The following is an 18,017-nucleotide window of genomic DNA, read 5'->3' as shown; positions in this document are numbered from 1 at the left end:
AAAGGTGGCTTTTCAGCCACCTTTTTTTTTGCCTAGTCAGAAAAGTGGAGTTTTAAAACTCCACTATGTTATTTTCCTCATTGACATCCGCCAGACGCTTGCTTGGATCTATTTCAATTGATTTGATATCATCCATCTTGCGATCTATCAAAATTGTCTTTTCCAGATTGACCCATGGCCAATCTTCTGTCAGAATCCTTTTTGGCATTCCAGCTTCCTCAGCTTTTTCACCTCTCATAATCACAAGAGGAAGGTATACAGACTCTTGAGAGCCATCATTGTAAGTGATCACCAAGTCTACAGGCATCGGCATCAGACCGATTCTCTTAAGAGAAATTGCCGTTTTGTCTCCCTGAGGATGGACTTCTCCAATTGCATAATCTATCGTCTTGGTCGAGTACACCCAATACTCTTTGTACCAATCCAATTCGATCCCGCTTTCTTTTTCCATGATGCGGACCACATCATTCACATTGGGATGCTTAAACTTCCATGTATCAAAGTAGCGAAGCAATCCACGATCACGAACGTCTTCACCTATGATATAGCCCATTTGAGCCATGAAAACAGCTCCTTTGGAATATGCCGCAGAACTATAAGCTCTATTGGTATGGTAATGATCCGAATGCGTGGACATCGGCTCTTCCAATCCTGATTTTGCCAAGCTGAAATAGCCTCTATAGCTGCCCATGTGTACATTGGAGCTTTGATTTTCTCTAGGAAAAATACTTGACATCGTCAGGCTGGATGCATAGCTCGTGAATCCTTCATCCATCCAAGGATACAAAGATTCATTAGTAGCCAATACTCCATGATACCAGCTATGCGCCAGCTCATGTACCATCACTCCTACCAAACTAGGCAAACTTCTACCTCCGGTGATCAAAGTAGACATCGCATACTCCATGCCTCCATCGCCACCTTGAACTACAGAAAACTGCTTGTAGGGATATTGACCAAAATGCTCCGACATATAGCTGATGGCCTTCGGAGTATACTCTTTCAGTTTTTCCCAGTTTTCTGTGGTTTCTTCACTTGGGATAAAGAAATGATGGACAGTGATTCCATTTTCCATTTCCACTTTCTCATGGCGATACTTAGGATCTGCGCCCCACATGAAGTCATGCACCATAGGAGCTTTGAAATGCCAGGTCAAGGTCTTTTCTTTTGACTCAGGCACTTTCACACCTTTGTCTTCATAGCCATGCCCGATCTCGTTCGGATTCTGCAAGTAGCCTGTTCCTCCGATAGTATAGCTCTTATCGATGGTGATTTTCACATCGAAATCCCCCCAAATACCATAAAACTCTCTTCCGATATAGGGATTGGCATGCCAGCCCTGCTCATCGTAATTAGCCATTTTAGGGTACCACTGAGACATAGAATAGCGGACTCCTTCTTCTGAATCTCTACCAGAACGACGAATCTGAACAGGTACCTGACCTTCAAATTCCATGGCGAAGGTAGCCGAAGACTGCGGCAAAATCGGTTCGTCCAATTTCACCTCCAAAATGGTTCCTTGCTCATGGAATTCAACCTTCGAACCATTTTTGGTCAAAGACTTCACATGCATGTAGCCGATCTCATCAGCAGAAAGTTTGGAAATCCGGTCTCCCACTCTGCGATCAGGATCTGCAATAGTGCGCGACCTCACATCCATCATGCTTCCTGGCTGGAAAGCATTGTAGTATAAGTGATAAAAAACCCTATCCAGAGTATCTGGAGAGTTATTGGTATAGGTCAACACCTGAGTCCCTGTATATCGATTGGTTTCGACATCCATGGATACATCCATTTGGTAATTGACTGATTGCTGGAATCTCCCCGTCTGTGCCTCTGCTACAGTAGCAGTGATCAGACAAAGAAAAAGCCCTGTGAAAGGCTTCAAATACTGATTCAACATAGATTTTAATATTATTTTTTGCCAAAGAAAACCAAAATGGACAGCCTTGACAAACCATCGGTCAAATTTTGGAGCAAGACATTGATTCATTGAAAGGTTTTCAAATCCATTTGCATAAAATTTAAGCCAAGAATTGGGTCTTTTGCTTAGTTTAAGAAAAAATAAACCATCACACACTCATGAAAAAACTTTACACGCTGATCATGCTCTTGCTGCTGGCCTCTGTGGTCCAAGCTCAGGAAGTGGACATGGAGCTGTTCAAATCAATGAAAACCAGAAATGTAGGTCCATCCGGGATGAGCGGAAGAATCACCTCCATAGATGCAGTAGATGCAGATCCTTCCATCATCTATGCCGGTTCTGCGTCCGGTGGACTTTGGAAATCTACTTCAGGGGGCATCAAGTGGGAGCCCCTATTTGATGATCAAAAAGTACATTCCATCGGCTCTATTTCTATTTATCAGAAGAACCCCAATATCATCTGGGTAGGTACAGGCGAAGGTAATCCAAGAAACTCCCTGAACTTGGGCTATGGAGTCTATCGCTCCTTGGATGCTGGCAAAACCTGGGAGCTTATGGGACTGGAAAACACAAGAGCTATCCACAGAATCATCGTGCATCCGGATGACCCAAATACGGTGTATGTCGGAGCGATTGGTTCGCCTTGGGGTGAGCAGGAAGAAAGAGGCCTCTACAAAACTACAGACGGAGGGAAAACCTGGGACAAAATTCTGTACATAGACACCAAAACAGGTGTGGGCGAAATGATCATGGATCCCAATAATCCCAACAAACTATTTGTCAACATGTGGCAGCACAGACGCTATCCTTGGTTCTTTGAGTCAGGAGGACCTTCTAGCGGCTTGTACGTCACCCATGACGGCGGCGAAAACTGGAAAAAACTGGATGACTCCAATGGCCTTCCCAAAGGCGATTTAGGCAGGATGGGATTGACTATCTCTGCAGCTAATAGCGACAAGGTCTATGCTCTGATAGAATCTAAAAAGAATGCTCTTTACGTTTCCGAAGATGGTGGTGAAAAATTCTCCATGGTCAATGCAGGTGGAGATATTGGGGATAGACCATTCTATTACTTTGAGATTCACGCAGACCCGCAAAATGAGAACAGACTTTATACACTTTACTCTCGAGTAGGAATGTCCGAAGATGGCGGAAAATCTTTTCAGCAAATTCTTCAATATGCTGGAGTGCATCCAGATCATCACGCTTGGTATGTCAATCCATTCAATCCCAAACTTCTTATGGATGGCAATGACGGTGGCTTGAATATCTCTCGAGACGGAGGGAAGACCTGGTATTTTGCAGAAAACCTACCTGTCGGACAATTCTATCACGTCAATGTAGACAATGAACTTCCTTACAACATTTACGGAGGCATGCAGGACAATGGCTCCTGGACTGGTCCGGCTTATGTATGGAAAAGAGATGGAATCAGAAATAGCTACTGGCAAGAAGTCTCCTTTGGAGATGGATTTGACGTCGTCTCTCACCCAGCGGACGCTCGATATGGCTACACGATGTCTCAGGCAGGAAACCTATCCCGTTTTGATAAAGAAACCGGACATAACAGAACCATCAAACCTACTCATCCAGATAAAGATGTTTTTCTCAGATTCAATTGGAATGCAGCGATAGCTCAAGACCCGCATGATGAGAATACTCTTTATTATGGCTCCCAGTTTCTACATAAATCAACTGATAGTGGTGAAACATGGGAAATCATTTCTCCAGATCTCACGACCAACGATTCTACCAAGCAAAAACAGCAGGAAACTGGTGGTTTGACTTATGATATCACGGGAGCTGAAAATCATACCACAATCATAGCAATCTCTCCTAGCCCGATCGATCCTGATATTATCTGGGTAGGTACAGACGATGGCAATCTTCAAATCACAGAAGATGGCGGTGAAACCTGGACTAATCTTGCTTCCAAGCTTCCGGGTCTTCCAAAGGCTAGCTGGATCCCTCAAATCCAAGCTTCTGCCTTTGATGCAGGAGAAGTATGGGTGGTCGCTAATAATTACCGAAATAATGATTTCGCCCCTTATGCATACCATAGCAAAGATTTTGGTAAATCCTTTACACGAATTGCAGATGACTCCAAAGTTTGGGGATATAGCCTTTCAATCAAGCAGGATACAGAAGAGCCAAATTTAGTTTTCCTAGGAACAGAATATGGACTCTATGTTTCTTTTGACAAAGCCAAAACTTGGAATAAATGGGAGCATGGCTATCCTAAAGCCGTCTCTACCTATGACATGACTATCCAGGAAAGAGAGGCAGATTTGGTAATCGGTACTTTTGGACGATCCATGTGGGTCTTGGATGATATCCGCCCATTACGAATTTTCGCAGCCAATAATGGCGAAGCACCAGATGCTAAAATCACAGCAGTCCCTGCTCCTGACGCATATCAGGTAGAGATCCAGCAACCTTCTGGTGAAAGATTCCCCGCAGATGGCAAATACGCCGGAGAAAATAGAGAGACAGGCGGCCGCTTGAGTTTCATCATCAATGATGACAAAGAAAAACTCGACACCGTTACGGTGAATATTTTTGATGCCAACGGAGAACAAATCAGAACCTTAAAAACAGTTCCAGAAAAGGGTGTCAATCGAATCAATTGGAGGTTGGATAGAAAGTCAACAGCTGAAGTGACCGGAGGAAATCGAGGCCGTAGAAATGGATTCTATGAAGCCGGGGGAAATGATGCTTTGCCAGGCACTTACAAAGTGGAATTTGTCTATGGTGATGAGAAAGCCGAAACCAGCATCCAAGTATTTAGCGATCCTAGAATCGAAGCTAATTTGGCAGACCTCAAAGCCAGAGATGACTTCATGAAACAGATGGAGGCGATGCAGACTGAGATGAGTAAAGCTACTGAGCAGATCTCTGAAGCTGAAAAAACTATCCAAAAAGTAGAAAGCATCACCAAAGATGTAGACACAGATGAAGTCAAAGAACTACAAAAAGCTACAAAGGAAATCAAGAAGCAACTGGACAAAGTCAAAGAAGCCTTTAACGGTCCGGAAAGAGAAGGTCAGGGAATCATTAGAAACCTCTACCCTACCACGATGACGATGCAGTTTGCTCCTAGAAGATATGTGAGTTCGTCTTACAAGGCTCCGGGAGCAACAGAGCAACGACTTCTCGAACATGCACAGCAAGCAGCTGACGAAGCCTATGCAGTCTTAAACGACTTCCTCAATGGAGACTGGAAAGCTTACGAAGAAAAGGTTAAAAACACTCACATCGACCTCTTTGAGGCTGTCAAAAAAGATTAAACCCATATAACCTCTGCAAAGGCTGGCTAGCAATAGTCAGCCTTTCTTTTTTCGATTCATTTTTAGTTCACATTCTCTATATTCAGGTTCGATTTGCAAAACAAACCTATTTCCCCTCCAAGCATGCCCAATTATAGCCTTCAGGCAGTAGAAGAGTTTCAGACTCGATTTCACACAATTCCACATATTTATCGCTCTCCGGGAAGAATCAACTTGATCGGCGAACATATCGATTACAATAATGGCTGGGTAATGCCTGCCGGTATCGATAAGGAAACGACTTTTTGTTTTTTGGAAAATGGGACTGAAACTTTCCACATTTACTCAATCAATCAGCAGGAAGAGATTTCTTTCACCCTCGAAAACTACAATTCCATCACCACCACTTGGGCCAAGTTTATTATCGGAGTGATCGATGAGTTTCTTAAAAAAGGAAAAACTATCCCCGCTTTTGATGCCGTTTTGGAAGGGAATGTTCCATTTGGTTCAGGCCTCTCCTCTTCCGCTTCTTTGGAATGCGCCGTTGCTTTTGGTCTCAATGATCGATTCCAGTTGGATTTTTCACGAGTGGAATTGGCCCAATTGGCTCAAGCAGCCGAAAACAACTATGTCGGAGTGAATTGTGGCATTATGGATCAATTTGCTTCGGTTTTTTCCAAAGAAAACCACGTATTCAAGTTGGACTGCGACAGCTTGACTTTTGAGTATTTTCCTTGCGACCTGGGTCAATACACCTTGATTTTGGCTAATAGCTTGGTTCATCACAGCTTGGCAGATTCCGAATACAACACCCGAAGAATGGAATGCGAATCAGCACTCCTGAAGCTAGGCAACGGGAAAAAGATCAATTTCCGAGACTTGCAGAAGAATGAGTTAGAGCAATACAGAAAGCTGCTATCTCCTATTGAATTCAACCGAATTCAATTCGTTTTGGAAGAAATCGAAAGAGTGGACGAAGCTGCGAAAGCTTTGCAGAAGCAGGACTTTGAAAAGTTGGGAAAACTGCTTTATGGATCTCATGAAGGACTCCAGCATCTCTATGAAGTCAGCTGTAAAGAGTTGGATTTCATGGTAGACTTTGCCCGAGAATTTGATGGAATATTAGGTTCCAGAATGATGGGAGGTGGTTTTGGAGGCTGCACGATCAATTTGATAGAAGAAACTAAAGCCGAGAAGTTTATGGATCAGCTTTCCCAAGCTTACCAAGCTCGATTTGGAATAAAGCCAGAATTTTACCCTGTAAAAATCGGAGAAGGAAGCTCGAAGGTCCAATTAGAGTTAAAGGAATAAAAAAACCAGCACTAGGCTGGTTTTGATTTTAGCTTTATAAAAACTCATGTTCCTCTTTTATGAGAATTATCAATCGCCCCCACAAATCATTCTATAAGGGCAATCTTTCGATCAATTTTCCCAATTGATTTTATACCTCATAATAATCGGGTCTTCGATGTCATTCAATTGCTCAGAAGCAGCGACAAGAGCAGCGGTATGCTGCTCACCCAATTGACCGGATTCTAGTAAGGCGTTCCATACTTCTGTATATAAAAGCCTGTAAAGGTATTTGCCATCTGAATAAGGCATACCACTCATTCCCGGAATAATCTTGGTTGCTTTGATCTGCTTTAATTTTGGGTGCATATACACTTCGTATACAGGAAAATCCTTTGGAGCTTCATTGAGCTCTTCCAATTCTGAAATGCTCATAGGCTTTGGCTTGATCCCGAATACTTGCGTCATGACAGTTTCTCCTGCAGCTTCTACATTTCCAAAATAAACGTCGTATGTCTGAGTGGCGATCATTTGCTCTAGTTCTTCATCACTTTGATCTTCGCTCAACATACGTTTTTCGTTTGGCAAACTTCTATCTCCTGAATGAAAGCTAAGAAGCGGCTCAATTACCTCATTGGAGTAGTAATAAATCGTGTCAGACATCCCGAAATTTAACAAGAACCCATCTTCATAGGGCACCATCGAACCCGATTCACCACTTCCTGATGCAGGGTAAGCTAAAAGAGGTAAAAACTCATACGTAAGTGAATCTTGATCAAAAAGTGCAAAATTTTTGAACATTCCATTTACATCAGGTTCGGTTCCTCTCAGTGCTACCAGCCATCTTTTTTGATCAAACGGATGAAAATCATTGACAAAATAAGCTCCTGCTGAGCGGAGGTTTTCTCGCTTTTGGATATCAAGATTCTCATCAAATTCTAAAAGTGAGGAACGGGAAACTATAGCAAGATTATCATCTTGATTTAAGCCCATTTTATCAATACTCTCATATTCATTTGGCCCCCCACCTTTGCGATCTATAGAAAGAATGTGATTTCCTTCCAAATCAAACTCATGAATTGAGGGATTGATATAGGGATCGACGTTGATAAACATTCTCGAATCTGAAATCGCCAATTGAGGTTCAAAACCGAAGAATTGGACGGGAGATTCCTCAGAAATTTTCAAAGGGATAAAAGTCACTTCCCCAAGCACATTTTCTGGGCTTTGGACTATCGCTTCATTGACTTCGAAAATCGGAAAATTGTCTGAGTTCTCAGATTCGGAATTAGTAGCACAAGAAACTGAGCCAAAAGCTACTAACAGTAGAACAACAGGATTAAACTTCATATTTAATACGTTTAAAAATTGATTACTAAAAGTATAAATGTAGAGAAATAAAATTACAAAAGCCGATGAGAACTACTGAAATCATCAGCCCATTTTCTATAAGAATTTAAAGAAAAATCTAATCCGAAAGCAGGATAATACTACGATCTACCACTTTCAAAAGCTATATGGCTTGCACTTGTTAAATGAGGCTGAAGTGGTCGATATTCTATTTCAAAAAAAACCAGCATTAGGCTGGTTTGATTCAAATTGATTTGATCCTTTTTTTTCAAGATACCTCAAATGAAATTCTTCTTGAAATTGTTCAAACTTCATACTGTCATCCACAATTTCAAAAAATGATCTAAGCCCAGGAATTTTTACCAATTCAAAATTACCATTTTTGCCTGATAAAATTAATTTAGTATCCGAAACACTAAATCGCCAAATAGCTGATCCTATTTGGATTGAATCACCTTTAATATGGTAATCATAATATATAGGGCCAATAGACTCATTATTAAAAACCCATTCTTGTTCATTTACATAATATTCTGAATAAGAATTAACTTCATCTATAATCCACCAACTGCCAATTAAATTATCTCTAGAGCTTTTATTAGAACAGCTGAATAAAAAAATGGAGCAAATAAGAAATAATTTGCTCAAGGTGAAAACTCTACTATTAACAAAATTGGACCCCATTTTTTTAATTAAATTCAGGAAAATCTAACCATTATAAAGCTCTTTGTAATAATCTTGATAAGCCCCAGAAGTCACATGATCCAACCAGTCCTGATTGGCCAGATACCAATCAATAGTTAGCTCAATTCCTTCCTCAAACTGTAAGCTTGGCTCCCAGCCCAATTCGTCTTTGATTTTGGAAGAATCTATCGCATATCGCAAATCATGCCCTGCCCTATCTTTTACAAAAGTGATCAATTGCTCTGATGTGCCAGATTCACGTCCCAATTTCTCATCCATTTTTTGACAAAGAAGCCGGACGATATCGATGTTTTTCCATTCATTGAAGCCACCGATATTGTAAGTCTCACCTGCTTTCCCTTTGTGAAAAACCGTATCAATAGCTCTTGCATGATCTTTTACAAACAACCAATCTCTCACATTCTCCCCTTTTCCATAGATCGGAAGGGGTTTGTTGTTTTTGATATTGTTGATACAAAGCGGGATCAGCTTCTCAGGAAAATGATTTGGCCCATAATTATTGGAGCAATTGGAAACGACTGTCCTCATCCCATATGTATTGGCATAGGCTCTTACAAAGTGATCCGATGCGGCTTTGGAGGCAGAATAGGGAGATTGCGGGTCGTAAGGAGTTGTTTCCACAAAAAATCCTCCATCGTGCAATGAACCATATACCTCATCCGTGGAGACATGATAGAAAAGGTGATCGGTCAGATTTTCCTTCCAGAATTCTTTCGCTACGTTCAAGAGATTGACCGTCCCAAATACATTTGTTTTCACAAAAGCCAATGGGTCTGTAATCGACCTATCCACATGGGATTCAGCAGCCAAATGAATCACATCGGTGATTTGATGCTGTTCAAAAATTTCCTTCAACAGGTCTGAATCTTGAATATCTGCTTTTTCGAAAACATAATTTGGTGAATTCTGAACAGACTTTAGGTTTTCAAGATTTCCAGCATAAGTCAGAGCGTCCAGATTGACAATCGTATAATCTGGATAGTTTTCTACAAAAAGCTGAACCACATGGCTACCGATAAATCCGGCACCACCAGTGATTAGAATTGATTTATTCATTTGGATTGACTTTATAATAATCTAAATACCAATCGGTAAAGGCTTTGACTCCATCTTCAATTTTTGTATCCGGTTTATAGCCTGTATCTCGAATCAGGTCATCTACATCTGCATGAGAAGCTGGCACATCACCTGGTTGGAGCGGTAATAGATCCATTTTTGCTTCCTTCCCCAGTCCTTTTTCTACAGCACGGATATAGTCCATCAAAAGCACTGGAGCAGAATTGCCAATATTATACACTTTATAAGGAGCTTTTCCGCTACCCGGATCTGGATTCATCGGATCAAATTCAGTATTTGGTTGAGCCGGTCTATCAGCCACTCGAAGAATCCCTTCGACGATATCATCGATATAAGTAAAGTCCCGCTTCATTTCTCCATAGTTGAAAACCTTGATAGGCTCACCTTTCAATATCGCCTCTGTAAATAGGAACAAGGCCATATCTGGTCTGCCCCAAGGTCCGTAAACTGTAAAGAATCGAAGCCCCGTAGTAGGGATATTGAACAAATGGCTATAGGTATGTGCCATCAATTCATTTGACTTTTTGGAAGCTGCGTAGAGAGAAATCGGATGATCAACTGAATCCGAAGTGGAGAAAGGCATTTTCTCATTTGCTCCATATACAGAACTGGATGATGCATACACCAAGTGCTTAACCGGATTGAACCTACAGCATTCCAGAATATTCAAAAAAGCAATGATATTGCTCTGGATATAAACTTCAGGATGGGTCAAGGAATGTCTCACTCCTGCCTGTGCAGCCAAGTGAACTACCACATCAAACATTTGATCTTGGAAAAGTTGCGATAAAGCATCTTTATCCGCTAGATCTAGCTGGACAAATGAATACCCCTCGAGAGATTGAGATGAGATTACCTTTCCCTTCTCTATCAGATCTTTGGAAATCCCCATGGACTCCAATCTGGCATATTTGAGATTGATGTCGTAGTAGTCGTTGATGATATCCAGCCCGACCACTTCATCTCCTCTATCTAACAATTTTTTAGCTACATGGAATCCAATAAAGCCAGCAGTGCCGGTGACCAGATATTTCATAAGGAAAAGTAAGGGTTCAAAATCGACCCAAATATAAGCTATTCACTTTTGCCAGCCTCATGAATAAGGCTTTGATAGTTGGAAAAAATCGCCTCATGAAGTTGAGGACGCTGATACTTCTCACGCACTTGGAGGTAGAGATTATCTGCCAACTTGGCCATGGCATCTCTTTTTACAAAGGCAAACTCCAATGCTTCTTGTAGCACTCCCACATCTTTGACAGGAAAAATCAAGCCGGTCTTTTGCTGCTGAATCAAATCTGTATTACCAATGATATCTGAACAGATCACAGGAAGCTGCATTGCTCCGGCTTCCAAAAGAACATTTGGAAAACCCTCCCGATGGGATGGATGCACCAATACATCTGCCAAAGCCATATAATGCGCCACATGGTCCGACCAATCTATCTGAACGATCCTTGGATGATCCTGAATAGTCTGAATCGTCTCTGGAGAAAGTGGATCCAAATCAGATTCAAAAGCTCCCAATAAAACCAACTTGGATTGATTCGCAATTTTTGAATTTAAGAAAGCTGAGACCAACTCCTCAATCCCCTTGTCTTTGACCAGTCTTCCCACGGACAATATGATGAAATCATCCTCACCTGGAAGGATCCGCATAGTTGCGGCTACTAAGTGATTTTCTTTAAGAACGCTGCGATTAAATATCGAAAAATCTACACCATTCGAAGACCCATTACCGATCACCTGGAGCTTCTCTGCCTGACACAGCCCTTCCTTCTTCACAAAATCCGAAAGCCCTTTAGAGTTAGGCCAAACATGGGTAGCATTGGAATAGGTCCATTTTTCAGCACTTTCAAGCAAGGTCTTCTTGTGTCCATTTGCAGCCATCGCAGGTATCCCTGCCAAGGTATGAATTCGGACAGGTACACCTGCCAGATTTGCAGCTATCATACCTAGCAGCCCGGCCTTTGGAGTGTGAGTATGTACAATATCAGGTTTTTCCCGCTTGAAGAGCTGTATCAATTTCCAGATACAAACCAGATCCTGAAAAGGGGTAATCTTTCTGGTAAAAGGAATAACTTCATGAGCTACTCCTTCAGATTTCATGACGGTATTGACTTCTCTGCCATCGGCACTGACCATGAGCACTTCCAAACCCTGATTTTTCATATACCGCATTTGTCCGGCAAGCAATTGTTTGAGAGAAAGCGGTACAGTGGTAATTCTAATCAGTTTAGGCATCAGCAAATTTTCTGGTAAAAATGCAAAGGTAAATTATTCCCTTCAAAGCTCACGGCTTAAATGGCAATAGCTGGACCAAAAAATGACTAGAGCAGCTCCAATGTCCGAATTTCTACTTTTGTTTGCTGAGCAGAGCCTGTAATTTTTTCTTCCTTAGAATACAAGGGCCAACCCCAACCATGGATAATTGAGACAGTCTCCACTGTATTGAAGGGATTACCCACTTGCTGCATCAGTTCCACCATTTGTTCATCCGTAGCATCTGGAATCATGGCTTTTATCACCAACTCGGTCTCTTTTAGAAGCTGATCAGAGTCTGCCTCCATGAAGGATAAAATCCTATAATCATTGTCCTCTGCGAAAATTTCGTCAAGTAAAACGGTCACCTCGGTCTTCAATCTGTTTTGTCCCAAAATATTCCGCGCATAGGTCGTACCCGTTACCTCTTCACCCAACTTATATCTTGCTCCATGAAAATTCAAAAACTGATAAACATCCTTGATACTTTGCGATTCAATAGAGTTTTTAGTCATATACATAGCAAAAGTCTGATCCACTATTGCATCCAATTCTGGAATGTTCCCAAACATTGCCTTTAGTGTATCTGATCCCTGTTGATAAAAGCGTTGAATCTCCTCCCAATTCGTTACTTCTTGCAAAACACCATATTCATTAGTCTTAAATTGGACTGTTGAGCCTTCGGTGATAGACATCATTTTATCAATAAATTGATCGTATAGTGAATCTTGACGATCATTTTCAAGTTGAAAATTTTGGTATTCCCATAGTACTTCGTAACTGTTTTCTGTAGAGTCCAATATTGTCATTTCTACCTGATAAGATACCTTGCTCCAAGCAGCGGTATCTTCTTCTATCACTTCAAAACTTTCGAGGACGAACTGATAGGTATTCCTTTCATTCAAATCCCAAAAAGCAATCGTTTGAACGGTAGAATCCTCCAAGTTGATCTGACCAATTACTGGCAAGGCAAGTAAACTAAAGAGTAAAGATTGAAGCAGTTTTTTCATGCACTAAAAGTAACCTAGATTTAATTAATTAGAAGATAAAAAATTCGGCTTCTTAATCCCCCTCTTCCAGTTCAAATATCTCTTCCAAACTAATTTCGAAGACTTTGGCAATTTTCAGAGCCAATACTGTGGAGGGTACGTATTTTCCGGCTTCAATGGAATTGATGGTTTGTCTGGATACTTGAACCTTCTCGGCCAAATCCTGCTGGGTCAGATTATGCCTGGCTCTTTCTACTTTAATCGTATTTTTCATCCTTCAGCCAGATTTACAAATTTATTTTGTTGCCAAAGGATCCATCTGAATCGAATGACGAATATTACCTGAATCGTAAACATGTTATACCCCATAAACTCCAGATATGCGAAACCATAAAAAAATATGGTTCCTAAGATCAGAATGAAGGTATTGAAATAGCAGGCGATTAAAAGTGAATCTAACCTAAGCTTCTGAATATACTCATCCTCATGTTTTTCTTTGGAGAAAGCAATGAAAAATAGGGATATGAAAATTCCTATCAATGCGATTTCATCAGTGAAATTTTCGCCTAGAAAATCGAACAACTTACCTGTTTCAAATTTGAAATTTAGAATCTTGGGGCTAAAGTCAAAATAAGTATTTAGTATAAGTAAAATAGAAAATGGGATAATCATCCACCACCCTATTTTTTGAAACCGATGCGGCAATAGTAATTTGGTCACCTGCGAAGTCATATCAATTTTCTTTTCGGGATTTATATAACTGCAACTGAAATGCAGCGTAGATGTAAAGATTCAGCAGAAAGAGAACCAAATAGGCGGTGAAGATCTCCGATGTAAATCGATCATACCTTACATAGTTGATCAGCATCAAAGCCCCTAAGCCCCAGATCAACCAATAAAAACCCGTTTGGAATGCCTGCAGACGAAATTTTTGAATCATCTCATCCTCCTGCTTTTCCTTGGTAAGGTTTAATATCCCAAATGCGATAGCCCAAAAGCCATACATCACCTGCGCCGCATCATTAGGATCGATACCCGTTCTGGCAAAAGCCAATCCACTGACAAGAATCGCTGGCAATGGAAATAAAGCGATCGCTACAAATCTCCATCCTCTCGCCAGTAAAGGAACTTTTAAGATTGAATCATTTTCCATAAGTCAAATTAGTTTTACCAAATGTAAAGTAAACTTTACTTTATGTCAAAATATTTTTCCAAATATTTAATTTTTAGACTTTTATTCACTTTGAATTTGTTGCTTTCCTAAATTCAATAATTCCAAAAAAAGAGTCCTTTTCTTTACCTTTATTCAATTGACTCTCAAACCTTTTAGAAAATTGATGATTACTAACTCAAAAATTGCAATTATTGGATGTGGCAACCTAGGCACTTCTATTGCCAATGGGCTTTTGTCCATCCCTGATTTTGACCCAAAAAACCTTACGCTCACTAAGCGTAATACAAAATCCCTTGCGAACTACGAAGCACAGGGAGTTCATGTACATCCAGACAATCTTCAGGCAGCAAAATATGCGGACCTAGTAATCTTAGGAGTCAAACCTTACAATGTCTCTCCTATTCTCAAAGAAATCAAACCTGCCTTGGTCCCCTCCAAGCAACTCATTATATCACTCGCTACGGGAGTTACTCTAGAAGAAATGTACCAAGTTTTAGATCCTGAATCGGTCGCGTTTCGAGCAATGCCAAACATTGCCGCTGACATCCAGGAATCCATTACTTGCATCTGTTCCAAAAATGCTGATCCAAAACAGGTAGAATTGGTTCAAGAGCTTTTCAATGCCATCGGTTTTACAATTCCCATTGATGAAAACCTCATGGAGGCAGCCACGGTGCTGGGAGCCTGTGGGATCGCATACGTGCTAAGATTTATGAGAGCTATGATCCAAGGGGGAATTCAAATAGGATTTGATTCGGTGACAGCAAGCAAAATCGTCAACCAAACCGTCAAGGGAGCTGCTGAACTCATGATTCAAAAAAACATGCATCCAGAGGCTGCCATTGATAAGGTGACGACTCCCAAGGGCTGCACGATTGTGGGGTTGAATGAGATGGAACATCAAGGATTCAGCTCAGCAATGGTCAGAGGAGTGATCGCTAGTTATGAAAAAATCGAAAAATAAATCGGACTTCACTAAAAATATAAGCCAAGGTAAAAACCTTGGCTTTTTTATTTCCGGCACTTTTTGTCAAAATGAATTTTAATAAAAAATTAATGCATTTCGCAAAAGGCCTTAAAATAAGCCGTATAGCGTTTTTAATATATTATAGTGCTATATATTATAGGAATAATCAAATTCTGTTCGAATAGAATTATTTAAGGGTTGTTTTTCTTTTGAATCTTTTTATTAGTTTTGTCTCGGGTGATAAACAACTTTTGCTATTCCTTTTTAAAAGAAACGACTTTTAAAGGAAGGACTGTTTGGTACTTTTTCTTCCTTCCTTTACTTGAATTAATTTAGAATTTCTGCTCACAAGACCTCCAGGCTTTCGATTGGGGGTCTTTTTTATAACGAAAAAACCCCGACTTTATTCAAGACGGGGTGATTACTTTGGCTTCTATACTTTAATCGAAAAGTTCGGCCAATTTCTTTTCCAAACTCGGACCTCTGAGATCTTTTGCGAGAATATTGCCATCTGGGTCGATCAAATAGGTAGCCGGGATCGCATTGATCTGATATGTTTCGGCAGCTTCAGAATTGAAATATTTCAAATCCGACACTTGCGGCCACGTCAAACCATCTGCTGCAATCGCTCCTACCCAATCCTCTCTGGAACGGTCCAGAGACACTCCCAAAATTTCAAAGCCTTTGTCTTTGTAGATTTCATACATCCGGACCACATTGGGATTTTCTTCACGACAAGGCTTGCACCAAGCAGCCCAAAAATCAATCATCACATATTTTCCTTTATAATCAGACAATTTGAGCAATTCTCCATTTGGGTTGGTCATTGCTATTTCTGGAGCTGGCTGACCTACAGAAAGCGGCCTCAACTCATCCAATTGCTGCTTCAACTGCATGATAGACTTGGTATTTGGATAATTGGTATTCAACTTAGCTACCAACTCATCCATAAAAGGAAAGTCTGTTTTAGGATTCAATAAGCCAATGGCAGCCAAAGAGGCAAAGCTGTCCCCCATACTGCTGATCATTTCCTTTACATTCTCTGCTTGCTTCACCTCCAACTCCATAGCTTTGGTTTGGATGGCTTTGATTTCTTCAGAATTATTGGCACTCATGGCTTCATAATAAGCTTCATTAAGCTGATTGACCTCCTCTTGGTATTTTACCATCAACTGCTCCATTTTTTGCATTTCTTTGGAGTCTTGAGAGCCTTCAATTGTGACTTGATCTGGATTTGCAAAATCAATGGAAACTTCCACATCTTCATCCAACAAGGCCAGTCTGACAGCTTTTTCTCCAAAGAAATAAAGCTGGTAGAAGGTAGGCTCAGCTACTTCCAACTCATACTTAAACTCCCCATTGGCAGATACGTCCAGCGTATCCAGGATTTTTGGTCTATTGTCAGTAAACTGAGAAAGCACAATCACTCCTTCTGGAGCATTTTCTACTTTTCCACTTACCTGAACCTTCCCGTCATTGACTTGGCTCTCTCCTCCGCAGGAAAGTAGCGCCAAGAGGCATAAAGAAAGCAGTCCGGTCATAGGGTTTTTCATAATTATTGGTTTAGTAATTCTGTCAAGAGTTGAGTGGCCACCTTAGGATCAGCTTTTCCCTGAGATTTTTGCATGACTTTTCCCATAAACATCCCGATCAGGCCTTTCTTACCTGATTTATACTCCGCTACCTTTTTTTGGTTTTCTGCAAGAACGCTTTCTATTATAGGACGCAAGGAGTCTGCATCACTTTCCTGAATTAAATTCAAGCGCTGAGCTACTTCCAAAGGACTCTCATGCTTACCTTGAAGCATTTCAGGGTATATTTTTTGGGAAGCAATGGAAAAACTCACCTTCCCATCGTCTACCAATTGAATCAGTCCGGCTAGTTCTTTAGGTGTGATCGCAAATTCACTTATGGCACAATTTGTTTCATTCAAATAGGACTTGACAGGTCCCATCATCCAGTTAGACGCAGCTTTATAGTTTGAGGTTTTTCTGCAAAGCTCATTAAACCACAAGGCCATTTCCTTTGATTCAGTCAAGAAACTCGCATCATAGTCAGGCAGTCCATACTCAGACACAAATTTCGCGTGCAATTCTCTGGGAAGAAGCGGCATTGTTTTCTGAATGGATTTCAGCCATTCGTCTGAAATGACCACAGGACTCAAATCTGGCTCTGGAAAATAGCGATAATCGTTCAAGTCTTCCTTGGTACGCATACTGGCTGTTTTGCCTGTAGTTGCATCAAACGTTCTGGTTTCGGAAATCACATCCTCCCCCGCTTCCAGTAATTCAATGATACGGTTGTGCTCATGCTCAATAGCCCGTCCGACATTTCGGAAAGAGTTCATGTTTTTGACCTCTACTTTTTTTCCATATTCCTTGGCGTCCTTCAGCATGACGGAGACGTTGGCATCGCATCGCATGGACCCTTCCTCCATGTTTCCGTCGCAGATATCCAGATATTTGACAAGCTTCTTGATTTCAGCCAAAAAAACCATTGCCTCTTCAGCACTTCTCAAATCTGGATCTGTCACTATCTCAATCAAAGGAGTACCAGCTCTATTGAAATCAACCAAAGTATCTGTCTCGCCAGCTAAATGAATTGATTTCCCAGCATCTTCTTCCATATGAACTCGGTTCAAATGGATTTCCTTTTTCGTTCCGTCACTCAATTGAACAGGGACGATTCCACCTACGCAGATCGGCCCTTTATCTTGGGTGATTTGATAGCCCTTTGGCAGATCTGGATAGAAATAGTTCTTTCTTGAAAAGATATTCACTCGGGTGATTTCAGAATTACAGGCCAATCCCATTTTGATGGCGTATTCCACGGCCTTTTTATTCACCTTGGGCAAGGTGCCCGGATGCCCCAATGTAATCACTGATATCTGGGTATTGGGATCATTCCCAAACACGGTGGAATCAGAGGCAAAAATTTTACTCTCAGTCGCTAATTGGGCATGGACCTCCAAGCCAATCACCAATTGATATTTACTTTTAATTTCTTCGCTTACCAT

Annotated in this window: 15 protein-coding genes; 3 read left to right on the top strand and 12 right to left on the bottom strand. The window is 41.0% G+C overall.

Features of this window, described 5'->3' with window-relative positions:
* Positions 1-52: 52 nt before the first annotated feature.
* Complete coding sequence (locus tag G460_RS0102420) at positions 53-1,903, bottom strand: M1 family metallopeptidase (RefSeq protein WP_035463893.1); 1,851 nt, start codon at positions 1,901-1,903, stop codon at positions 53-55.
* A gap of 179 nt (positions 1,904-2,082) precedes the next feature.
* On the opposite strand from G460_RS0102420, the gene G460_RS0102415 reads away from it, so the two are divergent.
* Positions 2,083-5,211, top strand: a complete 3,129-nt coding sequence (locus tag G460_RS0102415) for a VPS10 domain-containing protein (RefSeq protein ID WP_026953877.1) — start codon at positions 2,083-2,085, stop codon at positions 5,209-5,211.
* 123 nt (positions 5,212-5,334) lie between these two features.
* The gene (gene galK / locus G460_RS0102410; protein ID WP_026953876.1) at positions 5,335-6,501 is read left to right on the top strand and encodes a galactokinase; all 1,167 of its coding nucleotides are present in this window, start codon (positions 5,335-5,337) and stop codon (positions 6,499-6,501) included.
* 111 nt (positions 6,502-6,612) lie between these two features.
* On the opposite strand, the gene G460_RS0102405 is transcribed toward galK, so the two are convergent.
* The 9 genes from G460_RS0102405 to G460_RS0102365 all read right to left on the bottom strand — a co-directional run bounded on the left by G460_RS0102405 (position 6,613) and on the right by G460_RS0102365 (position 14,013).
* Entirely contained in the window at positions 6,613-7,830 is a 1,218-nt protein-coding gene (locus G460_RS0102405; RefSeq protein ID WP_026953875.1) for a 6-bladed beta-propeller, read from the bottom strand.
* A gap of 213 nt (positions 7,831-8,043) precedes the next feature.
* Positions 8,044-8,478 (bottom strand): hypothetical protein, encoded by a 435-nt coding sequence (locus G460_RS0102400; RefSeq protein ID WP_157366850.1) that lies wholly within the window; start codon positions 8,476-8,478, stop codon positions 8,044-8,046.
* A gap of 60 nt (positions 8,479-8,538) precedes the next feature.
* A complete protein-coding gene (rfbB, locus tag G460_RS0102395; RefSeq protein WP_026953873.1) occupies positions 8,539-9,591 on the bottom strand; it encodes a dTDP-glucose 4,6-dehydratase in 1,053 nt (350 codons plus the stop codon).
* Complete coding sequence (locus tag G460_RS0102390) at positions 9,584-10,648, bottom strand: NAD-dependent epimerase (protein WP_026953872.1); 1,065 nt, start codon at positions 10,646-10,648, stop codon at positions 9,584-9,586. Before G460_RS0102390 ends, rfbB begins: the two co-directional genes overlap by 8 nt.
* A 38-nt stretch (positions 10,649-10,686) precedes the next feature.
* The gene (locus tag G460_RS0102385) at positions 10,687-11,853 is read right to left on the bottom strand and encodes a glycosyltransferase family 4 protein (protein WP_026953871.1); all 1,167 of its coding nucleotides are present in this window, start codon (positions 11,851-11,853) and stop codon (positions 10,687-10,689) included.
* 86 nt (positions 11,854-11,939) lie between these two features.
* A complete protein-coding gene (locus tag G460_RS0102380; RefSeq protein WP_026953870.1) occupies positions 11,940-12,881 on the bottom strand; it encodes a hypothetical protein in 942 nt (313 codons plus the stop codon).
* A gap of 52 nt (positions 12,882-12,933) precedes the next feature.
* The gene (locus tag G460_RS0102375; protein WP_026953869.1) at positions 12,934-13,134 is read right to left on the bottom strand and encodes a helix-turn-helix transcriptional regulator; all 201 of its coding nucleotides are present in this window, start codon (positions 13,132-13,134) and stop codon (positions 12,934-12,936) included.
* Positions 13,131-13,442 carry a hypothetical protein gene (locus G460_RS0102370; RefSeq protein WP_157366849.1) on the bottom strand — a complete coding sequence of 104 codons (312 nt, stop codon included), beginning with the start codon at positions 13,440-13,442 and terminating at the stop codon, positions 13,131-13,133. The genes G460_RS0102375 and G460_RS0102370 overlap by 4 nt, the downstream gene beginning before the upstream one ends.
* Positions 13,443-13,593: 151 nt before the next feature.
* Positions 13,594-14,013, bottom strand: a complete 420-nt coding sequence (locus G460_RS0102365; protein WP_026953867.1) for a hypothetical protein — start codon at positions 14,011-14,013, stop codon at positions 13,594-13,596.
* Positions 14,014-14,197: 184 nt separating this feature from the next.
* On the opposite strand from G460_RS0102365, the gene proC reads away from it, so the two are divergent.
* A complete protein-coding gene (gene proC, locus G460_RS0102360) occupies positions 14,198-14,998 on the top strand; it encodes a pyrroline-5-carboxylate reductase (protein ID WP_026953866.1) in 801 nt (266 codons plus the stop codon).
* Positions 14,999-15,441: 443 nt separating this feature from the next.
* Here the strand turns inward: proC and G460_RS0102355 are convergent, their stop codons facing one another.
* Together G460_RS0102355 and gatB are read right to left on the bottom strand one after the other, a co-directional pair.
* A complete protein-coding gene (locus G460_RS0102355) occupies positions 15,442-16,554 on the bottom strand; it encodes a TlpA disulfide reductase family protein (RefSeq protein WP_051315882.1) in 1,113 nt (370 codons plus the stop codon).
* 2 nt (positions 16,555-16,556) lie between these two features.
* The gene (gene gatB / locus G460_RS0102350; RefSeq protein ID WP_026953864.1) at positions 16,557-18,017 is read right to left on the bottom strand and encodes an Asp-tRNA(Asn)/Glu-tRNA(Gln) amidotransferase subunit GatB; all 1,461 of its coding nucleotides are present in this window, start codon (positions 18,015-18,017) and stop codon (positions 16,557-16,559) included.

The sequence above is a fragment of the Algoriphagus vanfongensis DSM 17529 genome (assembly GCF_000429465.1).
GTDB classification, from domain to species: domain Bacteria; phylum Bacteroidota; class Bacteroidia; order Cytophagales; family Cyclobacteriaceae; genus Algoriphagus; species Algoriphagus vanfongensis.
The sequence above is the reverse complement of the archived record's forward strand: the minus strand, read 5'-3'. Positions and strand labels throughout refer to the sequence as shown.